General features: G+C 70.5%; 14 protein-coding genes. 12 read left to right on the top strand and 2 right to left on the bottom strand.

From position 1 onward, the window contains the following. Window positions 1-66 precede the first annotated feature (66 nt). Entirely contained in the window at window positions 67-2,943 is a 2,877-nt protein-coding gene (locus tag D2L64_RS23970; RefSeq protein ID WP_119579467.1) for a helix-turn-helix transcriptional regulator, read from the top strand. Between the two features lie 14 nt (window positions 2,944-2,957). Here D2L64_RS23970 and D2L64_RS23965 read toward each other — a convergent pair whose 3' ends face one another. Then, on the bottom strand, window positions 2,958-4,136 hold the full coding sequence (locus D2L64_RS23965; protein ID WP_147376301.1) for a phenylacetate--CoA ligase family protein: 1,179 nt from the start codon (window positions 4,134-4,136) through the stop codon (window positions 2,958-2,960). Between the two features lie 315 nt (window positions 4,137-4,451). Here D2L64_RS23965 and D2L64_RS23960 point away from each other — a divergent pair, with 315 nt between their 5' ends. After that, window positions 4,452-5,417 (top strand): S8 family serine peptidase, encoded by a 966-nt coding sequence (locus D2L64_RS23960; RefSeq protein ID WP_158603541.1) that lies wholly within the window; start codon window positions 4,452-4,454, stop codon window positions 5,415-5,417. Here D2L64_RS23960 and eccCa read toward each other — a convergent pair. Next, on the bottom strand, window positions 5,374-9,372 hold the full coding sequence (eccCa, locus tag D2L64_RS23955; RefSeq protein WP_119579464.1) for a type VII secretion protein EccCa: 3,999 nt from the start codon (window positions 9,370-9,372) through the stop codon (window positions 5,374-5,376). The two genes, D2L64_RS23960 and eccCa, sit on opposite strands and share 44 nt — an antisense overlap. 125 nt (window positions 9,373-9,497) lie before the next feature. On the opposite strand from eccCa, the gene eccD reads away from it, so the two are divergent. From eccD to D2L64_RS27395, 10 genes are all read left to right on the top strand, one after another. Then, a complete protein-coding gene (gene eccD / locus D2L64_RS23950; RefSeq protein WP_147376300.1) occupies window positions 9,498-10,892 on the top strand; it encodes a type VII secretion integral membrane protein EccD in 1,395 nt (464 codons plus the stop codon). A gap of 3 nt (window positions 10,893-10,895) precedes the next feature. Further along, window positions 10,896-12,284, top strand: a complete 1,389-nt coding sequence (gene eccB, locus D2L64_RS23945) for a type VII secretion protein EccB (RefSeq protein ID WP_119579462.1) — start codon at window positions 10,896-10,898, stop codon at window positions 12,282-12,284. 131 nt (window positions 12,285-12,415) lie between these two features. After that, a complete protein-coding gene (locus D2L64_RS23940) occupies window positions 12,416-13,795 on the top strand; it encodes an IS1380 family transposase (RefSeq protein ID WP_119579461.1) in 1,380 nt (459 codons plus the stop codon). A gap of 206 nt (window positions 13,796-14,001) precedes the next feature. Continuing rightward, window positions 14,002-14,358 carry a WXG100 family type VII secretion target gene (locus tag D2L64_RS23935; RefSeq protein WP_119579460.1) on the top strand — a complete coding sequence of 119 codons (357 nt, stop codon included), beginning with the start codon at window positions 14,002-14,004 and terminating at the stop codon, window positions 14,356-14,358. 35 nt (window positions 14,359-14,393) lie between these two features. Further along, entirely contained in the window at window positions 14,394-14,690 is a 297-nt protein-coding gene (locus D2L64_RS23930) for a WXG100 family type VII secretion target (RefSeq protein WP_147376299.1), read from the top strand. A gap of 38 nt (window positions 14,691-14,728) precedes the next feature. After that, entirely contained in the window at window positions 14,729-15,187 is a 459-nt protein-coding gene (locus tag D2L64_RS23925; protein ID WP_119579458.1) for a YggN family protein, read from the top strand. A 69-nt stretch (window positions 15,188-15,256) separates the two neighbouring features. Continuing rightward, entirely contained in the window at window positions 15,257-17,395 is a 2,139-nt protein-coding gene (locus D2L64_RS23920; protein WP_147376298.1) for a hypothetical protein, read from the top strand. Window positions 17,396-17,409: 14 nt separating this feature from the next. After that, window positions 17,410-17,844: a YbaB/EbfC family nucleoid-associated protein gene (locus D2L64_RS23915; RefSeq protein WP_119579456.1), complete on the top strand. Its 435-nt coding sequence runs from the start codon at window positions 17,410-17,412 to the stop codon at window positions 17,842-17,844. Then, window positions 17,837-18,160, top strand: a complete 324-nt coding sequence (locus D2L64_RS23910) for a hypothetical protein (RefSeq protein ID WP_147376297.1) — start codon at window positions 17,837-17,839, stop codon at window positions 18,158-18,160. The genes D2L64_RS23915 and D2L64_RS23910 overlap by 8 nt, the downstream gene beginning before the upstream one ends. A gap of 81 nt (window positions 18,161-18,241) precedes the next feature. Continuing rightward, on the top strand, window positions 18,242-21,848 hold a 3,607-nt coding region (locus D2L64_RS27395; protein ID WP_456080981.1), incomplete at its 3' end, for a WXG100-like domain-containing protein.

The raw sequence follows: 21,848 nt of genomic DNA, 5'->3' as shown, positions 1-21,848 counted from the left end.
TCGTCGGCGTGTGCACCGCTCCGTACCGTGGCAGCCGCTGATCAATGTGACATCAACGAACGATCAATGGAGGCGGCGTGGCACCATCGGCTGTCGATCGGTGTGGTGAAATTTCACCGGTTCTCGAACTTCCATCTGGCAAAGGCGGTCATGGCACTCGATCCGCAGAACGCGGCCGATCCGGCGGACGACCATCAGCCGGCAGCGGATGCCGACACGCTGGTCGGACGAGACTGCGAACTTTCGATCATCGATGGCGTGTTGGGTCGGGCGGGGCGTGGCGACGCGGCGTTGTTGTTCGTCGGCGACCCGGGCGTCGGGAAATCGGCCCTGCTCGCTGCGGCCGCCGCCCGTGCCGTCAGGAATCGGATGCGCGTGCTGCGATGTGTAGGTTCGGTTACCGAGACCCACCTGCCCTACGCCGGCCTGCATCAGGCCCTGCATCCGATCCTCGGCCTGGCCGACCGGTTGCGACCCGCGCAGCGTGCGGCCCTGGGCGCGGCGTTCGGGCTGACCGACGACGCCGTGCAGAGCCAGTTCCGGGTCGGCCTGGCCACGCTCGAACTGATCACGGTGTACGCGGCCGAGGCACCCGTGCTGATGACCGTCGACGACGCCCACTGGCTGGACCGTTCGACCTGCGACGTGCTGGCCTTCGTGGCCCGTCGGCTGGCCCACGACCCGGTGGCACTGATCGCTGCCGGACGCGACCGCGACCTGGCCGACAACCCGCTCACCTCGATCGGAATACCGCTGGTCCGGCTCGGCCCGCTGCCCGAACCCGACGCGGTCGCGCTGGTCCGGCAGCGGGTGGGCAACCTGCCCGGTGACGCGCTGCGCCAGTTGCTCACGCTTGCCGCCGGAAACCCGTTGGCTCTGGTGGAACTGCCCAAGGCCAGGCATCAGCGGGCAGCGGATCCGGCCCCGCACACGGTCCTGCCGCTTACCGCGCACCTCGAACGCACCTTCGGCGACCAGGTCGGCGACCTGCCCCCGGCCACCCAGGCGGTGCTGGTGGCGGCATCCCTCAACGACAGCGGCAGTGTCGCCGAGTCGATTGCGGCGGCGGCGCGGGTCACCGGGATGGACATCGGGTTCATCGATCTCGCGCCCGCCGAGGCGTGCGGCATGGTGACCGTCGTGGACGGTCGGCTGTCGTTCCGGCATCCGCTCGTGCAGTCCGCTATCCGACAGGCCCAGCCCGCCGCGCGGCGGCGCGAGTTCCACGCGGCGTTGGCCGAGGTCGTCGCCGCGGATCCGGTACGCCGCATCTGGCATCGTGCCGACGCGAGCGAGGGCACCGACGACGCGATGGCGGACGAACTGGAGCGGCTCGCGACGCGACTGCTGCAACGCGCCTCCCCGGCCAGTGGAGCCGCAGCGCTGGAACGCGCGGCCCGCCTCTCCAGCGACGCGGCCGTACGGGGTCGTCGACTGATCGCCGCGACGCACGTACGCACCGCCAGCGGTGCGTACGAGGACGCGTCTCGGCTGGCCAATGAGTCGGTGGGGTTGCTGTCCGACGCGTCGATCCGCAGCTACCTCGGCCTCTACCGGCAGCTCACCGAAGGTGACTGGCTCGGCACGGAGGTCATCGCCACGGTCACCACCGCGTCTCGTCGTTTCCAGTCGGCGGGTGCGACCGAGGCGGCAATGGTCGCCCTCATGGTCGCGGCGACCGCCGCGTGGTGGGCCGACGCCAGCGTCGACACCTGCCGACCGGCGGTGCGGGCGGCCCGGTCACTCCCGGTTCCGGCGGACGATTCCGGACTGATCCTGCTGCTCACGATGCTGGCGCCCGGGGAGCAGGACGCCGAGCTGTTGCGGACGGTCCGCAAGCAGGCGGGGGACGACGCCGGGATGACCCACGAACTGGTCCGCACCAGCGCCGTCTTCTCGGTGCTGGGTGCCCTGCCCGAGGCGTTCCGGCGGGAGACGGACACCATGGACCTCCTGCGTGCCGATGGCCATCTGGCGCTGCTCGCCCAGGTCCTGGCCGGACGGGCGTGGAACGCACAGTTGCTCGGGCGCAGCGGAGCGGCCGCATCCGCCGCCGCGGAGTGCAAGGCGCTGGTGCCGGGCAGCGGTCCGGTGCGGACCTTCCAGGTTGCCCGACTCGCCGAGGCGATGCTGGCCGCCCGCCGGGGCGAGGTGGCCGAGGCCGAGAGCATCGCGGCCGAGGTCGAGGCCGTCCTGCTGCGCGCCGCCGCGCACCCGATGCTCGCGATGGTGCAGCTGGTGCGGGGGACGGCCGCGCTCGCCGCCGGTCGGTTCGATGCCGCCTACGACCACCTGATCCGCATCTTCGATCCGTCGGACATCGCCCACCACTCGCGGATGACTCCACACGCGATGGTGGAGCTGACCGAGTCGGCCGTTCTCGCCCGGCGGCTCGATCGGGTCCGTGAGCTGCACCAGGAGTGGGTGGCGCAGGCCGATCGTTCGGGCTCGCCGCACCTCGTCGTCAACGCCGCCGTCACCACGGCGCTGTTGGCCACCGACCCGCGAGCGGCGTACCTGGTGGCACTCGGTGAGATCACCAACGAGTGGCCGATCCATCGGGCCAAGGCGTTGCTGGCCTACGGCAGGTGGCTGCGGCGCGGCCGGCGGGTCACCGAATCTCGGGCGGCGCTGCGAAACGCGCAGGACCTGTTCGACGCCCTGGACATGCCGCCATGGCGTGACCAGGCCGCACGGGAGCTCCGCGCCTCCGGCGAGCAGTCTCCGCGTCGGCCCCGGGTGACGTCGGGCCGGCTCACCCCGCAGGAGCGTCAGATCGCGATGCTGGCAGCCGAGGGGCTGACCAATGCCGAGATCGCGGAGAAGCTCTTCGTGTCGGTGCAGACCGTACGCACGCACATGTACCGCATCTTCCCGAAGCTGGGCATCACCTCCCGGGTCGATCTCGCCACTGCGATCTCCGGAGATGACTACTCGACGTGACCTGACGGCATCTGTCAGCTGGTGATCGTGGGCTGGCAGACGTAGACGAACGGCAGTGGCGCCAGGCCACGCGGCGGGGTGCCGCGGCCGTTCGGCAGCGTCGCCTGCGTCGGCCGGAGCGCGGCCGATGGATCGAAGTTCCACTCGCGGCAGAAGTCAAGCATCTGGTGGTACGGCACGATCCCGCCCGTGGCGCCGAGGTGGTAACGAATCAGCGGCACCTCGCCGTCGTAGCTGACCAACAGGCGGCCCCCCTGCACCTCAAGGTAGCGGGTCGTGGGGTCGTACTGCACCAGCGTGGGCAGCCGGCCGGTGCCGAACAGCTCCCGTGCCGCTGGCGGGTGTCCGGCCAGGAACCGACGGATGGCGATGCTGAGCGGAGTCTCGTTGCCGAGCACCCCGACGTCGTCGGTGCCGTACATCCACGCCGAGTCGACTGTCGGATCGGTCATCCCCACGGTCCGACAGACCTGGTCACGCCACTCCTCGTCGACCGGCTCGCCGGCCAGCATCAGCCGGACCGAGTATCGGGGCCAGTCCAGCCCCTGCTCGGCGCCGGCGGCGACGAGCAGGCTGACGAAGGAGGGGCACCCGGCCAGGACGACCTGTTCGAAGTGCGGCCCCAGCTCGGTCACCACCCGCAGGATCTCGGCGACGTTGGCGCCGGGCGTGGCGATCGTGAGCGGGTAGCCGAGCGTGGTGAGGTGTCGCCAGCAGGCGGCGGTGTACATCCCGCTGACACAGCTTCCCATCGCGAAACCGACCACGGCGAGGGTGCGTCGTCGGTCGGCCTGGAAGCTGCCCTGCATGACCTGCTCGAACCGTTGACTGACCACCATCTCGTCCAGCACCGAGCGTGGCCAGGCCGTGCTCTGCCCGGAGGCGTTGGCGGAGACGGCCACCATGTCGCAGCCGTCCAGCCGACCCCCACGGCACAGCTGCGGCAGCGGGTAGCGGTCCTGGTAGGTGTCCCGGCACAAGGGCGGGATCCCGGCGAACTGTTCGGCCGTCCGGATGGTTGCCGGGTCCAGGCCGTGGGTGCTCAGGAAGTCCCGGTAGGCAGGCACCGTGGCAGCGGCGTCCTGGAACAGTTCGAGTGCCCGGGTGACGTCGTCGATCTCCTCGTGCCTGTCGAGATCAGGCCAGGCGAACGCCGTGGTACTGCCGAGGGGACGGCGGTTCCGGTCGTGCACCACGGTCTCCCTCCAAGATCGGCACGTCAGATAGCCGACAGTAGTGGCCATGGATCAACGATCGGTTGACGCGCCGGGGCACCGGCACCGCCCCGGCGATGCGGACGGTGAGTGAACAAGGTCCGGGCGCGGGCCGTAGTCAGGTCCATGAGGTTGAGTGGGCCGGCGGGCATGCTGGCATTGATCATGACGGTGGGTGGGTCCGTCTTGGTGCCGGCTGCCGAGACGCCGCCGCCCTTGCCGGCACCCGACGGCCGGTCCTGCGTTGGCGCCTCGCCAGTTCAGGTCGCCACGACCTCGTGGCCGCAGGGCCGGATGGCACCGCAGCTGGTGTGGCCACTGACCCAGGGGCAGGAGGTGGTGGTCGCGATCGTCGACACCGGCGTGAGCCGCGCGGCACCGGCCCTGGCCGGGGCGGTGCGGCCCGGTCGGGACGTGCTCACCGGTGCCCCGGCCACCGACGACTGCCTCGGCCGGGGCACCGCGCTCGCCGGGATCGTGGCCGCCCGGCCGGCTCTGGGTAGCGAGATGGCCGGGATGGCGCCGGCCGCGACGGTCCTGCCGATCCGGGTGGTGGACGCCAACGGTCGGATCCCACCTGGTGCGCTGGCCGCCGGCATCCGCGCCGCCGCCGCCGAGCGGGCGACGGTCATCCTGGTCGGCACGGGCACCTCGACCGACAGTGGCGACCTGCGGGCCGCGGTGGATGCCGCCGTCGCCGCCGACAGCCTGGTCGTGGCCGCGGTGACCGGTGCGGACGAGTCCGCGCGGGCGACGTATCCGGCTGCCTACCCGCAGGTGCTTGCCGTGGCCGCGGTCGGTGCCGACGGGCTGCCGGCCGGCACGGACGAGGTGGACCTGACCGCTCCCGCCGCCGGCGGACACAGCATCGGCCCCGCCGGTGCGGGGCACTACCGGGTCGGCGGGGCCGCCGTCGCCGCGGCGTACGTGGCCGGAACGGCGGCGCTCGTCCGGTCGTACCATCCCGGCCTGCGGTGGTCGCAGGTCCGCGACCGACTCGTCTCGACCGCCGAGCCGGTCGTGAGCAGCGATGTCGGCACCGTCGACGCGTACGCCGCGGTCTCCGGTGTGGCCTCCGCCGCACGTTCCGTGCCGCCGCCGCAGGCCCAGCCGGTGCGCCTGCCCGCCCCGCCGGGCACGGACCCGGCGATCCGGATCGCCGCGTTGGCCGGTTCCGTGCTGCTTGGTGGCGCGGTCGTGCTCGCCGCGCTGGTCCTCACCCTACGGTCGGCCCGTCGGCGGCGCCCACCGTGGCCGTGATCGGCTCGGACCACGCCGTCTGGATCAGTCTGCTGCCCCGGCGGGTGCAGAGCAGCGCCCGCCCCGGCGGCAGATGGCGGGGCTTGGTCGAGCCGAGCAGCGGACCCTCGGTCGGTGGGCAGGACAGCGCGACGTCCGGGCTGTTGGTCTCCTGGAGGCGCCGCATCAGCGGATCCATCGACATCCGCGACAGGTTCGCCGCGCCACGGCTCAGCACCAGATGGAAGCCGATGTCGGCGCCCTGCTGCAGGAGCGGGACGAGTGGCTGCAACGGGCTGTCCATGCCCGAGAGCATCTCGTAGTCGTCCACCAGCACGAACAGGCGCGGACCGGTCCACCAGTCCCGGCGACGCAGCTGTTCGGGGGTGATGTCCGCGCCGGGCACCCGCGGCTTCAGGCCGGCGAGCGCGTCGGCGACGGTGGTGCGGGTGGAGTCCGCCGAGACCGAGTAGCCGAGCCGGTACTCCGCCGGAATGGCGTCGAACAGCGATCGTCGGTAGTCGACGAGCAGGATGCGCGCCTCTTCGGGGCTGAACCGGGCGACGATCGACCGGGCCAGGTGGCGCAGCAGATTCGACTTGCCGCTCTCCGCGTCGCCGAGGATCGTCAGATGCGGCACCTCGCCGAAGTGGTGCCACACCGGCGCCATCCGCTCCTCGTCCAGCCCGAGCGCCACCCGCAGGTCGCCCTCGGGCTCCGGCAGGCTGGCCGCGTCGAGCACCGCCGGCAGGGTGCGTACCGGTGGGGCCGCAGGTCCGGTCCAGAAGTCGGCCACCGAGGCGGCGAGGTCCCGGGCGCCAGCCGAGACCGAGTCGGCGTCCGTGACGCCGTCGACGCGCGGCAACGCGCCGAGGAAATGAAGCTTGTCCGGCGTCAACCCACGCCCCGGCACCTGCGGCACGGTGGCGGCCAGCCGTAGGTCGATGGTGGAGTCCACCGGGTCGCCGAGCCGCAGTTCCAGCCGGGTGCCGATCTGGTCGCGCATCCCGTGGTGCACCTCCGACCAGCGGGCGGCGGTGAGCAGCAGGTGCACGCCGAAGTTCAGGCCGCGCGCGGTGATCTGCCGGACCGCGACATCGACCGCCTCGAACTCCTGACGGAGGGTGAACCAGCCATCGACGACCAGGAACACATCGCCGTACGGGTCGTCGGTGATCTGTCCGGCGGCGCGCTGCCGCCGGTAGGTGGCCATCCCGTCGATACCGCGTTCGGCGAAGATCCGCTCCCGCCGCGCGATCAACGCGGTGATCTCGGCGATGGTGCGGCGCACCCGGTCCTCGTCGAGCCGACCGGCGACACTGCCCACGTGTGGCAGTTCGGCAATGGAAGCGAGGGTGCCGCCACCGAAATCGAGGCAGTAGAACTGCACCTCGCTCGGGCTGTGGGTCAGGGCCAGGGAGCAGATGACGCTGCGCAGCAGGGTGCTCTTGCCGCTCTGCGGTCCGCCGGCCACCCCGAGGTGCCCGCCGACGCCGGACAGGTCGATGGCGAGCAGATCCCGGACCTGCTCGGCCGGCTTGTCGATGTATCCGACCGGGGCGATCAGCCGGCCGTTGCCGGGCCACTGCGCCGCGCTGAGGCCCCGCCGAGGATCCGGCTCCAGGGCCGGCAGGAGCTGGTCGAGCGTCGGTGCGACGTCCAGCGGCGGCAGCCAGACCTGGTGGGCCGGCGGCCCCTGGTTGGCCAGCTGCGACACCAGCACCGACATGACGCTGACGCTCTGCTCCTCTGCCTCGTCCGGCAGCTCGGTGGCGGGTTCGGCGGGCAGCGGCTCAGCGTGCCGGTGCGGTACGTGGTCCAGGATGTACGGCACCACCTGCCGCTGGATGACCTCCTGCCGCACCCGGGCGGCCTTCGGCCGGTACGCGCCCGACACGTACGCCGCCTTGAACCGGACCAGCGTCGACACGTCGGTACGTAGGTAGCCGTTGCCGGGCGCAGAGGGTAGCTCGTAGGCGTCCGGTACACCGATCACCGAGCGGGACTCCAACGCCGAGAAGGTGCGCAACCCGATGCGGTACGACAGGTGTGACTCCAACTGACCGATCCGGCCGTCGTCGACCCGCTGGCTGGCCAGCAGCAGATGCACCCCCAGCGACCGGCCGAGCCGTCCGATCATGACGAAGAGGTCGATGAAGTCCCGGTGCGCGGCGAGTAGTTCGCTGAACTCGTCCACCACGATGAACAGGGTGGGCAGCGGGTCCAGTGCGGCGCCCTGGGCTCGCGCCCGCTCGTACTCCAGCAGTGAGCTGTAGCCGCCGACGGCCCGCAGCAGTTCCTGGCGGCGGACCAGTTCGCCCTGTAGGGCGTCGCGCATCCGGCCGACAAGCGCCGCCTCGTCGGCCAGGTTGGTGATCACCGCGGAGGTGTGCGGAAGTTCGTCCAGGCCGAGGAAGGTGGCGCCACCCTTGAAGTCGACCAGGACGAAATTCAGGGTCTCCGACGAGTGTGTGGTGGCCAACGCCAGCACGAGGGTACGCAGCAGCTCGCTCTTGCCGGAGCCGGTGGCGCCGATGAGCATGCCGTGCGGTCCAGAGCCGCCCAGCGCCGACTCCTTGATGTCCAACTCGATCGGGGTGCCGTGGCGGTCGATCCCGATCGGCACCCGCAGCCGCTGCTGGACCGGACGGTTCCCCCACAGTTCACCGAGGTCCAGGGCCCGGGGATCGGGGATGCCGAGCAGGGTCGGCAGGTCGAAATCGGTGCTCATCGCCTCCCGGTCCGGCTCGGTGGCGAGGGCGAGGCGGTACGGCGAGAGGAGCCGGGCCAGCGCGGTGGCCGCCGGGACACCGAGGGAGTCGGGCGTGGCGAGCTGGGTGTGCACCGGGCTGCCGATGCGGTCGAGCCTGACCATCTCCAACGTGTCCTGCCCGACATGCAGGCAGAGCACCTGCTTGTCGATGGTGGGCGTTGGGGTGTCCAGGTCGATGAGCAGTGCGTTGCGGTAGCCGCCGTTGGTGAATCGGGCACCGTTGGGCAGCCGACCACCGTCGCGGATCACCACCACGTACGGTTCGTCGCGGGTGACCCGGGACTGGCGTTCGAAGCGGGGGCGTTGGGTGAAATCCTCGCCGAGCTGGCGTTCGATGCCATCGACACCGTCGGCCACCAGGCGGACGTGGCCGGCGGCGTCCTGCTCGCTCGGGTGTTGCAGGTGTGGCAGCCACTTGACCCATTCCCAGGCTGCCGCGCCGTCCGTGCCGACGCAGAGCGCGACAGTCACCTCCTCGGGCGCGTGCAGCGTGACAAGTTGCGCGACCAGGGCACGGGCCAACGCCCGCGCCTGGGTGACGTCCCCACCCAGGCGGATTTCGGCGAAGCCGGGCAGGAAGATCGCCACCGGCAGGTCCTGGACCTTGCTGTAGGCCCGGATGAACCGGCGCAGCGACTTGGCCGAAAGCGGCTCCAGATCCTCGATCGGCTTCGTCTGCAACGGGGTGATCCGTACCCCGAGCCGCTGCTCGCCGCTGCCGATGCGGACTTCCAGGAAGTCGGGATGGCTGGGCCGACGTTCCCAGCGCCGCGACGTCATCGCCAGTGACCACAGCGCGGCGGGCTCCGGGTCCCGCCAGAGCGCCGCGTCACGTTGCTGCTCGACATGTTGCCGGACGCGTCGCCGGTGCTGGGCCAGGTGCCGCAGGTAGTCGCGGCGTTCCGCGCCGGTGCGTGTCTTGCGGTCACCGCCACCGCCAGCCATCTGGCCGAGCATCATGCCGCCCATGGCCACGACCATCATCCCGGACATCATCCAGCTCATCGGGCCCCGGGAAGACCCGCCGGTGAACATCAGCGCCATCACGCCACCCATCAGGGCCATCGGTAGCACCATCAGGACCATGCGCAGGGCGTTGGACTGCTGCTCGGCAAGTTCCGGCGGCTCCTGAAGGCTCAGTTCGCCACTCGGGGTCTCCGGTCCGCTGCGCCGGGCCGGCCGCTTGAAGATCACGGTCGCCATGGGGTTCGCCTTTCTGTGCGCGGGCGGAAATCCGTCCCTCGCCACTACGGCGCAGTGGCCGGATCGGGTCAGCAAATCTTGGTTCGGATGTGAACTGGTGGCCGGTCCCGCCCGAAGTACCCGTCGTGGCAGGTGAGGTGACGGGCGAGATGTGCCGCCTGGTCGTGTGTGGACCGGACCGGCAGATCGACGTGGCGGTGCCGGAGCAGGTGGTCATCGCGGACCTGCTACCCGTACTGCTAGGCCAACTCGGTGACAATCTGGCCGACGCCGGCCTGCAACACGGTGGCTGGGTCCTGCAACGCCTGGGTGCCCCCGCCCTGGACGAGAACGGCAGTGTCAGCTCGGTCGGCCTGCGCGACGGCGACGTCGTACACCTTCGACCACGTGCCGACCAGATCCCGCCGGTCGCCTTCGATGATCTGATCGACGGGGTGGCCGTCGGGATGGCGGCCCGCAGCGGTCGCTGGCGACCGGAGATGACCCGGTGGGCCGCGCTGGGCTGTCTGGTGTTGTTGCTGCTGGTCGGGGTGGTGGCGCTGGGGCTCCCGGCGGTCCCGGCGCACCGTGCGGTCGCCGCCGGTCTCGCCGCCCTGGTGCTCACCGCCGCCGCGGCGGCGGCCGGGCGGGCCGTGGGGGACCGGTCGATGGCGATCGTGCTGGGCAGTGGGGCGGTGGGATACGCCGCCGTGGCCGGTCTCAGCCTGCCGGATGTCACCCTGCCGGTCGGCGCGCTGCGTGCGGAGGGACCGCAGGTGTTCACGGCCGCTGTCACCATCGGAGTGGGTGCGCTGGTTACCGGATTGGCCGTGGGGGCCGCCCGGCTCTTCGTCACCGCAGTGTTGACCGCGACCGCGTTGAGCGCGGTGGGCGCGGCGGTGGTCGCCTTCGCCGGCAGCCCGGTCACTGCGGCGGCCGGGTTGGTCGCGGTGGCGGGCACGGTGGCTGCCACGGTGGTGCCGGTGGCCGCGTTCCGGATGGCCCGGTTGCGACTCAAGCCGCTGCCCACCGAACCGGAGCACCTCCAGGAGGACATCGACCCCGAGCCCGGGGGGCCGGTGTTGGCCGGCGCGGCCCTGGCCGACCGGTCGATGACCGCCCTCTACACCGGCCTGGCCGTACCGACCGCGGTGGGACTTGTCGTGCTGGGCCTGACCCCACACTGGGGCGCCCTGACGCTGGCCCTGCTGGTGGCGTTGGTCCGGCTGCTCTCGCTGCGCCCGATGACAAGCGCGTGGCATCGGCTGGCCCAGGGGGCTCCGGCGGCGCTCGGCCTCTGCGCCGCCACGATCGGCGCGCTCATCGCCGCGCCCCCGGAACCACGCCCGTACGCGGTGGTCGGTGTGCTGCTCCTCGCCGGGCTGCTCGCCGTCGCGGCCCGGCTGCTTCCCGACCGGCGGTTGATGCCCTATTGGGGGCGGATCGGCGATGTGACCCAGACGGTGGCGACGGTGGCGACGATCCCGGTGCTGCTCGCCGTCTTCGGGTTGTACGAGTACGCCCTGGGCTTGGGTGGGTGAGCCGTGCAGTCCCGTCGTGACCAGGTCCAGGCCCAGTCGTACGTGCTGGGTCGGTTGACCTCCGCGCTGGTGGCCGGCGACCCGGAACGGTCGGAGAATCCGCATCGGCGCACCCTCGTCGGTGTCGTCTGCGGCGTGCTCATCGCCGGCCTCCTCGTGGCCGGCTTCGGGGTCTACGGCTACCTGCGACCGGGCGGGTCGAGTGCCTGGCGCAAGCCCGGCACGCTGGTGCTGGAGAAGGAGACCGGTAGCCGGTATGTGTACGCCGGCGGCCAGCTCCGCCCGGTGCTCAACTACGCGTCGGTACGCCTGCTGTTCGGCGAGGATCCGCCGCGGGTGTCGGTCTCCAGCCGGTCGCTGACCACCGTGACCCGGGGGTTGCCGGTCGGCATCGCGGCGGCACCGGACGCGTTGCCGCCGGCCGACGGGCTCGCCGACGCGTCCTGGACGTCCTGTGCGGTCGGCCCGGCGGGTGCGGACGAGCGATCCGGCCTGTTCCTGACCGTGTCGGCCACGCGTACCGGCGAGCCGCTCGGGGAGCGTGCGGTGGTGGTACGCCCCGACAGTGGTGCGGCGGATCGTGCCGGCCACCTGATCTGGCAGGGCCACCGGTACCGTCTCGGCGCGTCCTGGATGGCGCGGGTGTTCGGGTACGACGGGCCCACCGAGCAGGTCGATCCCCGATGGCTCGACCTCGTGCCGGCCGGTGCCGGTATCGACCCGGTCGAGGTGTCGGGTCTCGGCGATCCCGGTCCGAGGGTGCAGGGCCGGGACACCCGGATCGGCCAACTTTTCGTGGTCCGCCTCGCCGGTGCCGAGGACCGCTACTACGTGCTGCTGCCCGACGGGTTGAGTCCGCTCACCGCCACCGGGTACGCGATCGTGGCGGCCGACCCCCGGACCGCTCAGGCATACCCCGGCGAGACGGTGACGCCGATCCAGGTCGGGCCGGCAGCCCTGGCCCAGGTGCCGGTGTCGCAGCTGCGGTTGTTCCCGGACGCGGTGCCGGCGGTGCCACCACCAGTCGGGGTGGCCACCGACGGACGGACCTGGTGTGTCCGGCAGGACCCGACCGGCGTGGTCGAGGTGGTCGCGGACCTGCCGCAGGTGGGTGGGCTGCTGCCGGCCGATCCGGCCGGGGCAGACAGCGCCGAGTCGGTCCGGATGGCGCCGGCGGCTGGCGGGCTGGTCCGCTCCGGGCGGCCCGGTCAGGCGGCTGGCGGGCCCATGTACCTGGTCACCGACGCCGGCCTGCGCTACCCGGTGCCCAGCGCCGAGGCCGCCGAGGCGCTCGGCTACCAGCCCTCAGGGGCGGTCGTCGTGGCGCCGGAGTGGCTGCGGCTCCTGCCCGAGGGGCCTGCTCTCGACCCTGCCCTCATCCGAGGCTCCTAGCCCGGGTGATTCAAGGTGATCATCAACTGGCGGGCCCGTTCGGCGTGTAAATAGACGAAAGTGCCTCTCTGGCAGGGCAAACTTGTGATTGCGACATCTACAGGTTTCGCTGCGAGGGAGGCACTTCCGGCGTGCAGTCTACGGTGTGGTCGAAGGATCTGCGGGTCACCGCGGACGGAACTGGTGTGGTGTCGCATGTCGGCACGGCGTTGCTGCGGATGCTCGCAGATCGGGCCGGGCTGACCGGCGCTCTGTCGGCCGCGCTCGCGCGGCCCGGCGTCTTCCCGGTTCATGACCGGGGCCGGGTCCTGGTCGATCTGGCGGTGATGATCGCTGACGGTGGTGAGGCGCTATGCGACATCGACGTGTTGCGGCATCAGGGTGAGGTGTTCGGGCCGGTCGCCTCGGACACGACCGTGTGGCGGGCTCTGGACGAGATCGGTCCTGCGCGGCTGCGGCGCATCGCGGTGGCGAGGGCGAAGGTCCGTGCCCGGCTGTGGCAGATGTTCGGCGGTCCACCGGCTGCCCGGGCCGCCGGGCGGGACATCGGCGCCGGGGTCGTCGTGCTGGACGTGGACTCCACGATCCTGATCGCGCACTCCGACAAGGAGAACGCCGCGGCGACCTACAAGCACACCTACGGCTTCCACCCGATCCTGGTGACCTGCGACAACACCAGCGAACTACTGGCCATCAAGCTGCGGCCGGGCAACGCCGGGGCGAACACCGCCGCCGACCATCTGAGCGTGCTGGCCGACGCGATCGCGCAGATCCCCGCGCAGCACCGCCGACATCTGCTGATTCGCGGTGACAGCGCGGCCGGCACCCACGTCGTGCTGGACTGGCTCACCGGCCAGAACACCCGCCGCCGCACCGTCGAGTACTCCATCGGCTGGTCGGTCGGCGAGGCCGAACGCGCCGCCATCAATGCGCTGCCCGCCACGGCGTGGACGCCGGCGCTGGCCGCTGACGGCGGCGTGCGCGAGAAAGCCGAGGTGGCCGAGTTGACCGGCCTGCTCACCCTGGCCGGCTGGCCGGAGACGATGCGGGTCATCGTCCGCCGCGAACGGCCCCATCCCGGCGCTCAACTATCGCTGTTCGAGGAACGTGACGGCTGGCGCTACACCGCGTTCGTCACGAACACGAAGGTCGGCCCGCTGCAGTGGCTCGAAGCCCGACACCGCGCCCACGCCCGCGTCGAGGACCGGATCCGCTGCGCCAAGGACACCGGCCTGCGCCGACTCCCGTCCCGCGAGTTCGCGATCAACCAGGCCTGGTGTGTTGCCGCCGCGATCGCCGCCGACCTGATCGCCTGGCTGCAGATCCACGCCCTCGACGGCGACCTCGCCCGCGCCGAACCGAAACGGCTGCGCTACCGGCTGCTGCACACCGCCGCCCGCCTGACCCACGGCCAACGCCGCCGCTGGCTCCGCATCCCGGCCACCTGGCCCTGGGCCACCCAACTGTCCGCCGCGTTCACCCGGATCGCGGCGATCCCCGCACCCGGCTGACCCCGGTCAGCCCCCGACCCCACGACCGGAGAACCCCAGGAGACCACGCCCACCGCCGCGACAGACGGCCCACCACCATACCCAGACCACGCACTCCATCAACATTTGTCGATAACTGCGGGCCTGGTCGAACCAGCGGCCGTCACCGGCGAATCATCGGGGCTAGTTCACCAACAAGAAGTCACATCCGACGGCCGGAGGTAACGATGACGATCGACGTCAATTCCAAAACCACTACCGACCTGTTGAACGCCTTCATGACGGCGCAGTCGGAGAATCACTCCGCCGCCACCGCGGTCAGCAACGCTGCGGCGATGCTGTCCAGTGGGTGGAGCGGGGCGGCTGCGACCACGTTTGGCAACAGCATCTCGTCCTGGATGGACGGCCTGAGCAAGGTGCAGAACGCCCTTGCCGGCCTCCAGGACAACATGGCCCAGTTCGCCAGCAGCAACCAGAACACTGAGGACGACGTTCTCATCGACGCGGGGAACTGGCTGGGTAGCGGCAACGGCCCGACGCCGCCCGGCACGGGCAACACCACCCCGACCGCCAGCTGGACCTGAACGATTCCCCATCCCACTTACCGAGGAGCACGACAGTGACTGATTTCAGCGTACGGCCCAACACGATGCTCGACACGATCAGTGAGATCAACTCGATCCAGACCAAGATCGATTCCGCCATGGCGGAGCTCAACACCGCGGTCAACAACTTCGTCGTGGCCAACGCGGGTGCCGCAGTCGAGGAGTACACCATCGCCCAGGCGAACTGGAACGCCGGGCTTGAGCAGATGCGGCTGAGCCTTGCCCAGGCCGGTACCAGCCTCGGCGCGATCCTGGAGAAGTACCAGCAGGGCCAGCAGACCGGGGTGGCCATCTTCTCCGGCGGGCGCTGAGCGTCGGTCGGCACCTTCAGAAAGGCAGGTAGGGGACGATGCCGAGCGAGAGCAACCCGATCACCATCGACCATGCGGTGATCAAGAATCTTGGTCTGCGCTTGAAGAACGCGGCCGTCGGCGGCGACAACGTCATGTACGGCGCCAGGTTCGTCGACGACGCGGGCGTCACGCTGCCTGCGGATGACCGGATCTCCACCACTGACTACTCCCTCGGCCCTCGTGCCCTGCTGCCAGACGTGGAGAACGTCCGGGTCGCTGCGGGGGCGCCGGAATTCGCCACCGGCGCCGCTGTGGCCAGGTCGGTGTCGACCGCAGCACCGGCGGCTTTCAGCCGGTTGATGAAGCTGCGGGATCGGATGGACCAGTACGCGCTTGACCTCGACGCGTTCCTGGCCGAGAACGACACATTGGAGGACATCAACAACGTCACCGCCCTGAAGTTGCAGGAGCACGTGACGTTCTACGAGATCGACGAAGAGGGAACGGGGAAGTAGCGCGTGCCTGCTGGAGACGAGACGACCGGCAACGGGGCGAACAACCCCGGGGCCAGCAGCGGCAACGGGGTGTGGGACTGGGACCGGACGATCAATGAGATCCTCGGCGGTGGCCCCAACGGTCCGGTCGATCGGCTGGACGTGCAGAGCGTCAACTGGATCGAGCACGAAGCGACCTGGCGCGACAGCGCGTATGTCAAGGGGGCCTTCCGGGATCTCAAGCCGTGGCGCTACAACACCGAGCCGAACGTCATCCACTTCTACCGGTGGGTCAGAACCAACATGGCCACCGTTGTCGACAACGTCATCGTCAAGGTTCGCATCAACCGGGACGAGTACCTGCCGAAGTGGCAGCAGTGGTCGCACGGCTCCTATCAGGCCGTTCGGCCGTTGCTCGAACAGCGTTCGCACCCGGTGTTCGACCGACAGTCCTTCGTGGATGCCGCAAACAACTTCCATCTGGTGGAGCAGTGGCTGCTGAGCACCGGCGCGATGGTCAAGCAGCAGATGGACAACATCAACACGGATGCCTCCGGGTTTTCCGGATCCGCCGCCGACGCGTTCCACACGAACCTGAACAACCTGCACCGGGACCTGACGGACCTGCACGGCGATTTCACAAACAAACGTCTTCAGGGCCCGAGTGCCTGGAGCACCATGCTCCTACAGGGTGCCGACGCCATCGGTGAGTTCTCCCAGGAGATGCGGGCGGCCTGGTACAGCAAGCCGAACTGGATCGGCCCGGACGGCATCATCTACGGAAACTGGCTGACCCTGCCGCCGCAGACCGGGCCGGACCTGATGGAGCGCACCTCCGAGCGCAGCGTCTACCAGGCGGTGCTCAACAGCCTCGACGGCAGTTGGGACAGTGCCAAGTCGGTGGATGGCACGCCGTTCGGGCTGACCGACTGGAACGTCACATTCAATTTCAGTCTGAACGCTGACGATCCGGAGCTCATCCGTACCGTCGACATCCTGCACGGCGATTCCTGGCGGACCATCGACGCGCTGGCCAAGCTGCGCTGGGTCAAGGGCATCAAGACGGATCTCGACAAGATCACCGAGACGCTGGTGCCGAACAAGCTGGTGCCCAAGCTGGAAAGCATCTCGTTGCGGAACCCGACCGGGGTCCAGGATCTCGACGTGGCGGGTAATGAAAACCCGAACAACCTGAACCTGAACAACCCGCCGGAGCTCAACCTGGGCGGCGCCCCACCGCCGCTCGACCTCGGCGGCGGAGGCGCCTCTCCGCCGCCCACCCTCGACGGTGGGGGTGGCTTCGACCCGAATTCGCTGGCGGGGTCCCCACCGCCGGCCCTCGGCGGCGGGGGTGGTATCGGCGAAGTCAACGCCCCCGGCGTCGGGTTCAGCGGTATCGGTGGGATCAACGGCCCCGGTGGGGTCGGCGGCATTGGTGGGATCAACGGTCCGGGCAGCGGTATCGGTGGGATCAACGGCCCCGGTGGGGTCGGCGGCATTGGTGGGATCAACGGTCCGGGCAGCGGTATCGGTGGGATCAACGGCCCCGGTGGGGTCGGCGGTATCGGTGGGATCACCGGGCCCGGCACTGGTGTCGGTGGGATCAACAGCCCGGTCCCGCCACCGGTGCGGGGGATCGGCGGCATCACGAGTCCGGGGACGGGCAACAACCCCAGCGTGATCCGGCCGCCCGGCCTGGGTGGCGTCGGTGCCAGCCCGGGCGGCATCGGTAGCGGCAGCGGGACCGGTGTCATCGGCGTCGGTGGCCCAGAGGCAGTGGGCGAGGAGGTCATTGAGCAGATCGGTGGTCTGTCGGCCACGCCGTACGGCGGCGGCCTCATCGGAGTCGCGCCGGACGGCATCGACAGCTATCAGGACCTCGGGAAACTGAGCGCCGACACGGCCGCAAAGGACCTGGCCGCCAAGTCGGCGGACGGTTCCGGGCTTGGCCTCGGCGGCGGTTACCCGTTCATGCCACCCATGGGCGGCATGGGTTCGCCGCACGGCGGCAAGCAGCAGGAGGACCGGGAGCGCAAGACCTGGCTTACCGAGGACGAGGAGGTCTGGGGCACCGACTCCGGTGAGGCCACCGCCGTCTTGGGACGCGAACCGCTGCCCGATGCCGACGTCGAGCCGGAGGTCCGGCGGCCGGATGCGCCCGTCACGTCGGGCTCGCCCTACGCACCGACCCGAAAGGAACCGACCAGGGCCACTCGTGGCCGGGTCTGAAAAGGAGATAACGGATGACCGCACCGCTGCACAACCAGATCGAGCAGGCGTACGCGGAGTTCGCCCGCCAGCGCGACGCACTGACCGCGATCAGCGACGAATCGGACCGAGCCGAGACGACCGTCACGTCGAAGAACCGGGCGGTCGCGGTGACCGTGAACGGCCGCTCGGCAGTCACCTCGATCAAGTTCCCGACCTCCGCGTACCGGACCATGCCCGCCGCTGAGTTGGGAAACCTGATCGTGGAGACCATCGAGACGGCACGAACCCGCGCTTCGGCGGAGGCCATGGAACGGTACCGGTCGGTCCTGCCCGACGCGTTCGCCACCATGGACCCGCGCGAGGGCGGTCTGGACATCGAGGCGATGTTCTCCCGGGCCGCCCGGATGATGAACGACGACCGGCTCGACGACATCCTCAACGGCCGTGGTGGAGGCCGCCATGAGTGACGTGTGGAGCAAGGACGGGACGCTTCCCGAGCCGTTTCAGCACTTCATCGCGCACCTGGAGAACACGTCTGCCCGACTGCGCAGTGGTCTGGACAGCAACCTTCCGGTGGTCACCCATCGGCGGGGCGAGCTCGACGACGCCGTGGCGAAGGCGGTCGACCCGTCGGCGGAGACGGCCCGGCAGACGTTGCGGGAGTTCGCCAACATGCCGGCGCTCGACGAGGAACGGGTGAAGAAGTTGCGGTCTGTGCTCGACCGGCAGGAGGAAGCCGCAATGGACCAGGCCACCCGCTTCGGTACTGGGAATTCGAGATAGATCCCGGTGCCCGGATGCGATCGGTTGCCGACCGCCTCCGGGCACCGCCGCGGTGAAAGACGAGGGCAGGGGTAGTGCGCCATGGCAGTCGAGGCCTCGCAGGAAGTGTCGAACCTTCTACTCGGGCTGACAGGTGAACAGTTTCCCGCCTCCAACGAGGATAAGCTGTTCGGGCAGTCGGACACCTACGACCAGCTGTCCCGGGACCTGAACAGCGCCGACTCACTGCTGCGGTCGGCGGTGGAAAGCGTGCGGCGGTCAGCGCGCGGACCCTCGGTGGACGCCTTCGTCCGCTCGGTCGACCCCTATGTGTCCAGTTCTCCGGCCTACCTGCCAACCGCGGTGAAAACGGCCAAAGAGTTCGCCGACACCCACCGGAACCTGGGCATGGAGGTGCAGTACGCCAAACTGATGATCATCGGTGGCGCGATCCAGATGATGCTCGACATGATGATCGCGGCCGCGTTCTCCTGGCTGGATCCGACCGGGCCGTTGCGTGCCATGGCGGTCGCCCGGCTGGTGATGCAGCTGCTGATGCGTAGCCTGTTGAACCGGATCCTGTACGCGGTGACGCTGGCCCAGCTCATCAGCGTGGCGATGGAGGTGCTGCTGGATCTGATCGTGCAGCGCATGCAGATCGACATGGGCACCCGGCCGAAATTCGACACCAACCTGCTCGGCGCGAGCGCGGCGATCGGTTCGCTCGGCGCACTACTCGGGATGGGGCCGGACGCCCTCGGCTCGTTCTTCTCGAAACTGTTCAACAAGCCCGGTTCGCCGCCCCCGCTGACCGGCCCGAAGGACCTCACGTCGACCCCGAAGCCCAAGCCGACCCCGACGCCGACCCCGACGCCCAAGCCCAAGCCGACTCCGACGCCTGAGCCGACGCCGACCCCCAAGCCCGACCCGACGCCGACTCCGACGAGGAACGTCAAGCCGCCGACGGATCCCACCCCGGGCCCCAAGCCGGCCCCGAGCCCGCAGGCCGCACCGCCGTCCCCGGCGAAGCCGGCGCCGAAGCCGGCCGCGCCCTCGCCGGCACCGACCGGGTTCGGAAACCAGGCCGCCTGGCTGGCCGCGGGCGGGGTGGGCGGTGCCATCGTCGGTGGCGCGATGGTCGAGTACCTCACCGAAGGCTTCTACGGCCTGATGACCGGTGAAGGCTGGACCGTCGGCGCGGCGGTGCTGATCGGTGGCGTTTCCGGCACCCTCGTCGAGATGGGCGGTGGAGCGCTCGGCGACAAACTCAACGAGAAGTACGCGCCGTCCTGGTCGAAGAACCCGGCCGAAGCGCCCGGGGCATCGGACCCGGGCAAGCTTGATCCGACAAAGCCGGGCAGCACGAAATCGGACTCCGACAAGTCCTCGCCGCAAACCTCCACCGAGCCCGAGCAGCTGCCGGCGTACTCACCCGAGGTCCTGCCCAGCTACCCCGGCCCGCCGACGTCGGCGACGTCGAACACCGAACCGCCCGCGTACGCCCCGCCGGCCACGCCGGAGCGGGCCGTGCCGCCGCCGACCAGCACCACAAACCCTCCGGTGGCACCGGTCACCCCGGTGACGCCCGCCCCGGCCGACTCCGCGCCGGCGACACCCTCGTCCGCTGAATCCGCGCCGGTGCCGTCGACACCGGCGGAGTCCACCTCGGCGCAGCCCGCGCCAGCCCCGCCCGGCCAGGCGCCGTCGTCGGTCGAGTCCGGGCCGGTGTCGTCCTCGCCGGCTGATGCGGTGCCGGCTGATGCGGTGCCGACGTCGTCCTCGCCGGCTGAGTCCGTGCCGGTCTCGTCGGCCGGCGCGGCACCGGCGGGGGCGCCCACCACTGGCGACGGCAACCGCAGTGCCAGCGGGACACGGCCGCCGGGCGCGATGACTCCCGAGTCCGGGAAGACGACAGGTGCGCTGGGACGGGACGCCACCAGCGCGAGTCAGGACGGCAGCACCACCGCTGCGGGGCCGCAGCCGGTGGGCGTGACGGAGAACGGCAGCCTCGGCCAGCCGGCGTCGGACGTTGCCGGTCCGACGGCCGTCGAGAACGCAACTCAGCTCGGTGCCTGGGCCAGTCCGGACGGACGCGGCACCCCGAGCCAGCCGAGCGGCACGCCCGACAACGCTACCCGCGCCGTCAGCACATCCGGGGCGACCACGCACCAACCGGTGGGGGTCGTCGCGGCAGAGGCAACGGCGAGGGACCTCGGCGCGTTGCCGACGTCGCAACCCGTCGCCGCGGACGCCACACCGCCGCGTATCCAGGAGCCGGCCGCTACGCCGTCGAGGGATCAGGTCACTGATCCGACCGCCCCGGCTGACCCGGTCGGTACGACCTTCGCGGGCCGGTTCGGGCCGAGGCCGCCCGTCCGGCTCGACCGGTCGGGGCTCTCGCGTCGCGTCGACGAGGTGGCCGACGCACCGCGCGGGCGTGATCAGCAGGAACGCCCGGAACTCGACCCGGGCCAGTGTGTCGATCTGCTGTCCGCGCTACAGGGCAAGATCTACGACCGGCCGAGCGGGACCGCCGCGGCGGCGACCACCATTGACGACTCGGCCATCGGCACCGCAAGCGCCCGGGATCGGCTTGCGCCAGGAGCCGATTGGACCCGAGTGGACTCCTGGTGGGAGATCGAACGGGCCGTCCGCGCTGCCGGGCCGGGCAGCACCGCCCTGGTGCTCCGGCAGCAGCAGCGTGGTGTGGGGCATGCGTTTGCGCTGCACCACACGACCGACGCCGAGGAACCGTTGCAGTGGATCGAGCCGCAGAATCCGCCTGGCCAGCGGCTGATGGACTTCGGCCGCAACTGGCAGGAACTGCGCCGGCATCTGGGACCGGCCGGTTCGGTGCGGGTGGTGGTGCTGGACGCACAGGGACGGGAGATTCGTGAGGGTGGGGCGGCACCCCGGCCGACCATGGAATCGGCCTCCACCGCGCAAGCCCTCATCGACGCCCCCACCGACCGCCGGTACGGCCGCACCGGCTTCGAGGTCGAGGTGCACGGCGGCTTCCTGGATGGCTCGGACGATGTCGACTTCGACCTGGTGGACTCGCTGGCCCGACACGCCGACGACGGGGTGGAGGTGGCCCTGGACAGGGGCCGCTTCGTGGCGTCGGACCAGCCGCCGGGCTTCGAGCAGTACCAGCCGTTTGTCGAGCAGCGCGGCGAGATGCAGGTGTCGCGCATCCTGGAGTTCGTCACCAGTCCGATCAACCAGATTCCCGGTGAGCAGGGCGGCGACCCGAGGGGGCCGGCGCTGGATCGGATCCGCAAGTCACTGAACCGGCTGGAGTATCTCTCCACGGCGGTGCGGCGGGGTGAGCGCGACGCGATCCCGATCACGGAGCTGTTCCGGCCGAACGACGGGTGGATCATCGCCGCCGAGGCCATGCAGTTGACCTACACCCCGGTACCGCCCGGCGACCTGCCGGACCTCTACGTGCACCACACCGTCGGAGTGCCCGTGGCGGCCCTGCGGTCGTTCATCGAGCAGCTCGGAGATCGGACCTGGCTGAACGAGAACCTGGGCGTGGGCGCGCGTGAGAATGCGGTAAGCGCGATCGAGTTCGCCGACGCCGTCAGCGCGTCGCTGCTACCCGGCACCACACCCCTTACCGACGGCGATCGGCGGGACCTGGAGGGCTTCCTCGCCCTGGTCTACACCCAGATAGCCGCCGTAGCGCTTACTACGGGCGTGGGCC

It is taken from the genome of Micromonospora radicis (genome assembly GCF_003583405.1).
Classification (GTDB): domain Bacteria; phylum Actinomycetota; class Actinomycetes; order Mycobacteriales; family Micromonosporaceae; genus Micromonospora; species Micromonospora radicis.
This window is presented reverse-complemented; position numbering and strand designations above follow the sequence as displayed.

Excerpts from the sequence above, each read along its gene's own strand:
- D2L64_RS23970 (WP_119579467.1), top strand. The coding sequence starts at position 67 with ATGGAGGCGGCGTGGCACCATCGGCTGTCGATCGGTGTGGTGAAATTT.
- D2L64_RS23960 (WP_158603541.1), top strand. The coding sequence starts at position 4,452 with ATGGCACCGCAGCTGGTGTGGCCACTGACCCAGGGGCAGGAGGTGGTG.
- eccCa (WP_119579464.1), bottom strand. The coding sequence starts at position 9,372 with ATGGCGACCGTGATCTTCAAGCGGCCGGCCCGGCGCAGCGGACCGGAG.
- D2L64_RS23935 (WP_119579460.1), top strand. The coding sequence starts at position 14,002 with ATGACGATCGACGTCAATTCCAAAACCACTACCGACCTGTTGAACGCC.
- D2L64_RS23925 (WP_119579458.1), top strand. The coding sequence starts at position 14,729 with ATGCCGAGCGAGAGCAACCCGATCACCATCGACCATGCGGTGATCAAG.
- D2L64_RS23915 (WP_119579456.1), top strand. The coding sequence starts at position 17,410 with ATGACCGCACCGCTGCACAACCAGATCGAGCAGGCGTACGCGGAGTTC.
- D2L64_RS23910 (WP_147376297.1), top strand. The coding sequence starts at position 17,837 with ATGAGTGACGTGTGGAGCAAGGACGGGACGCTTCCCGAGCCGTTTCAG.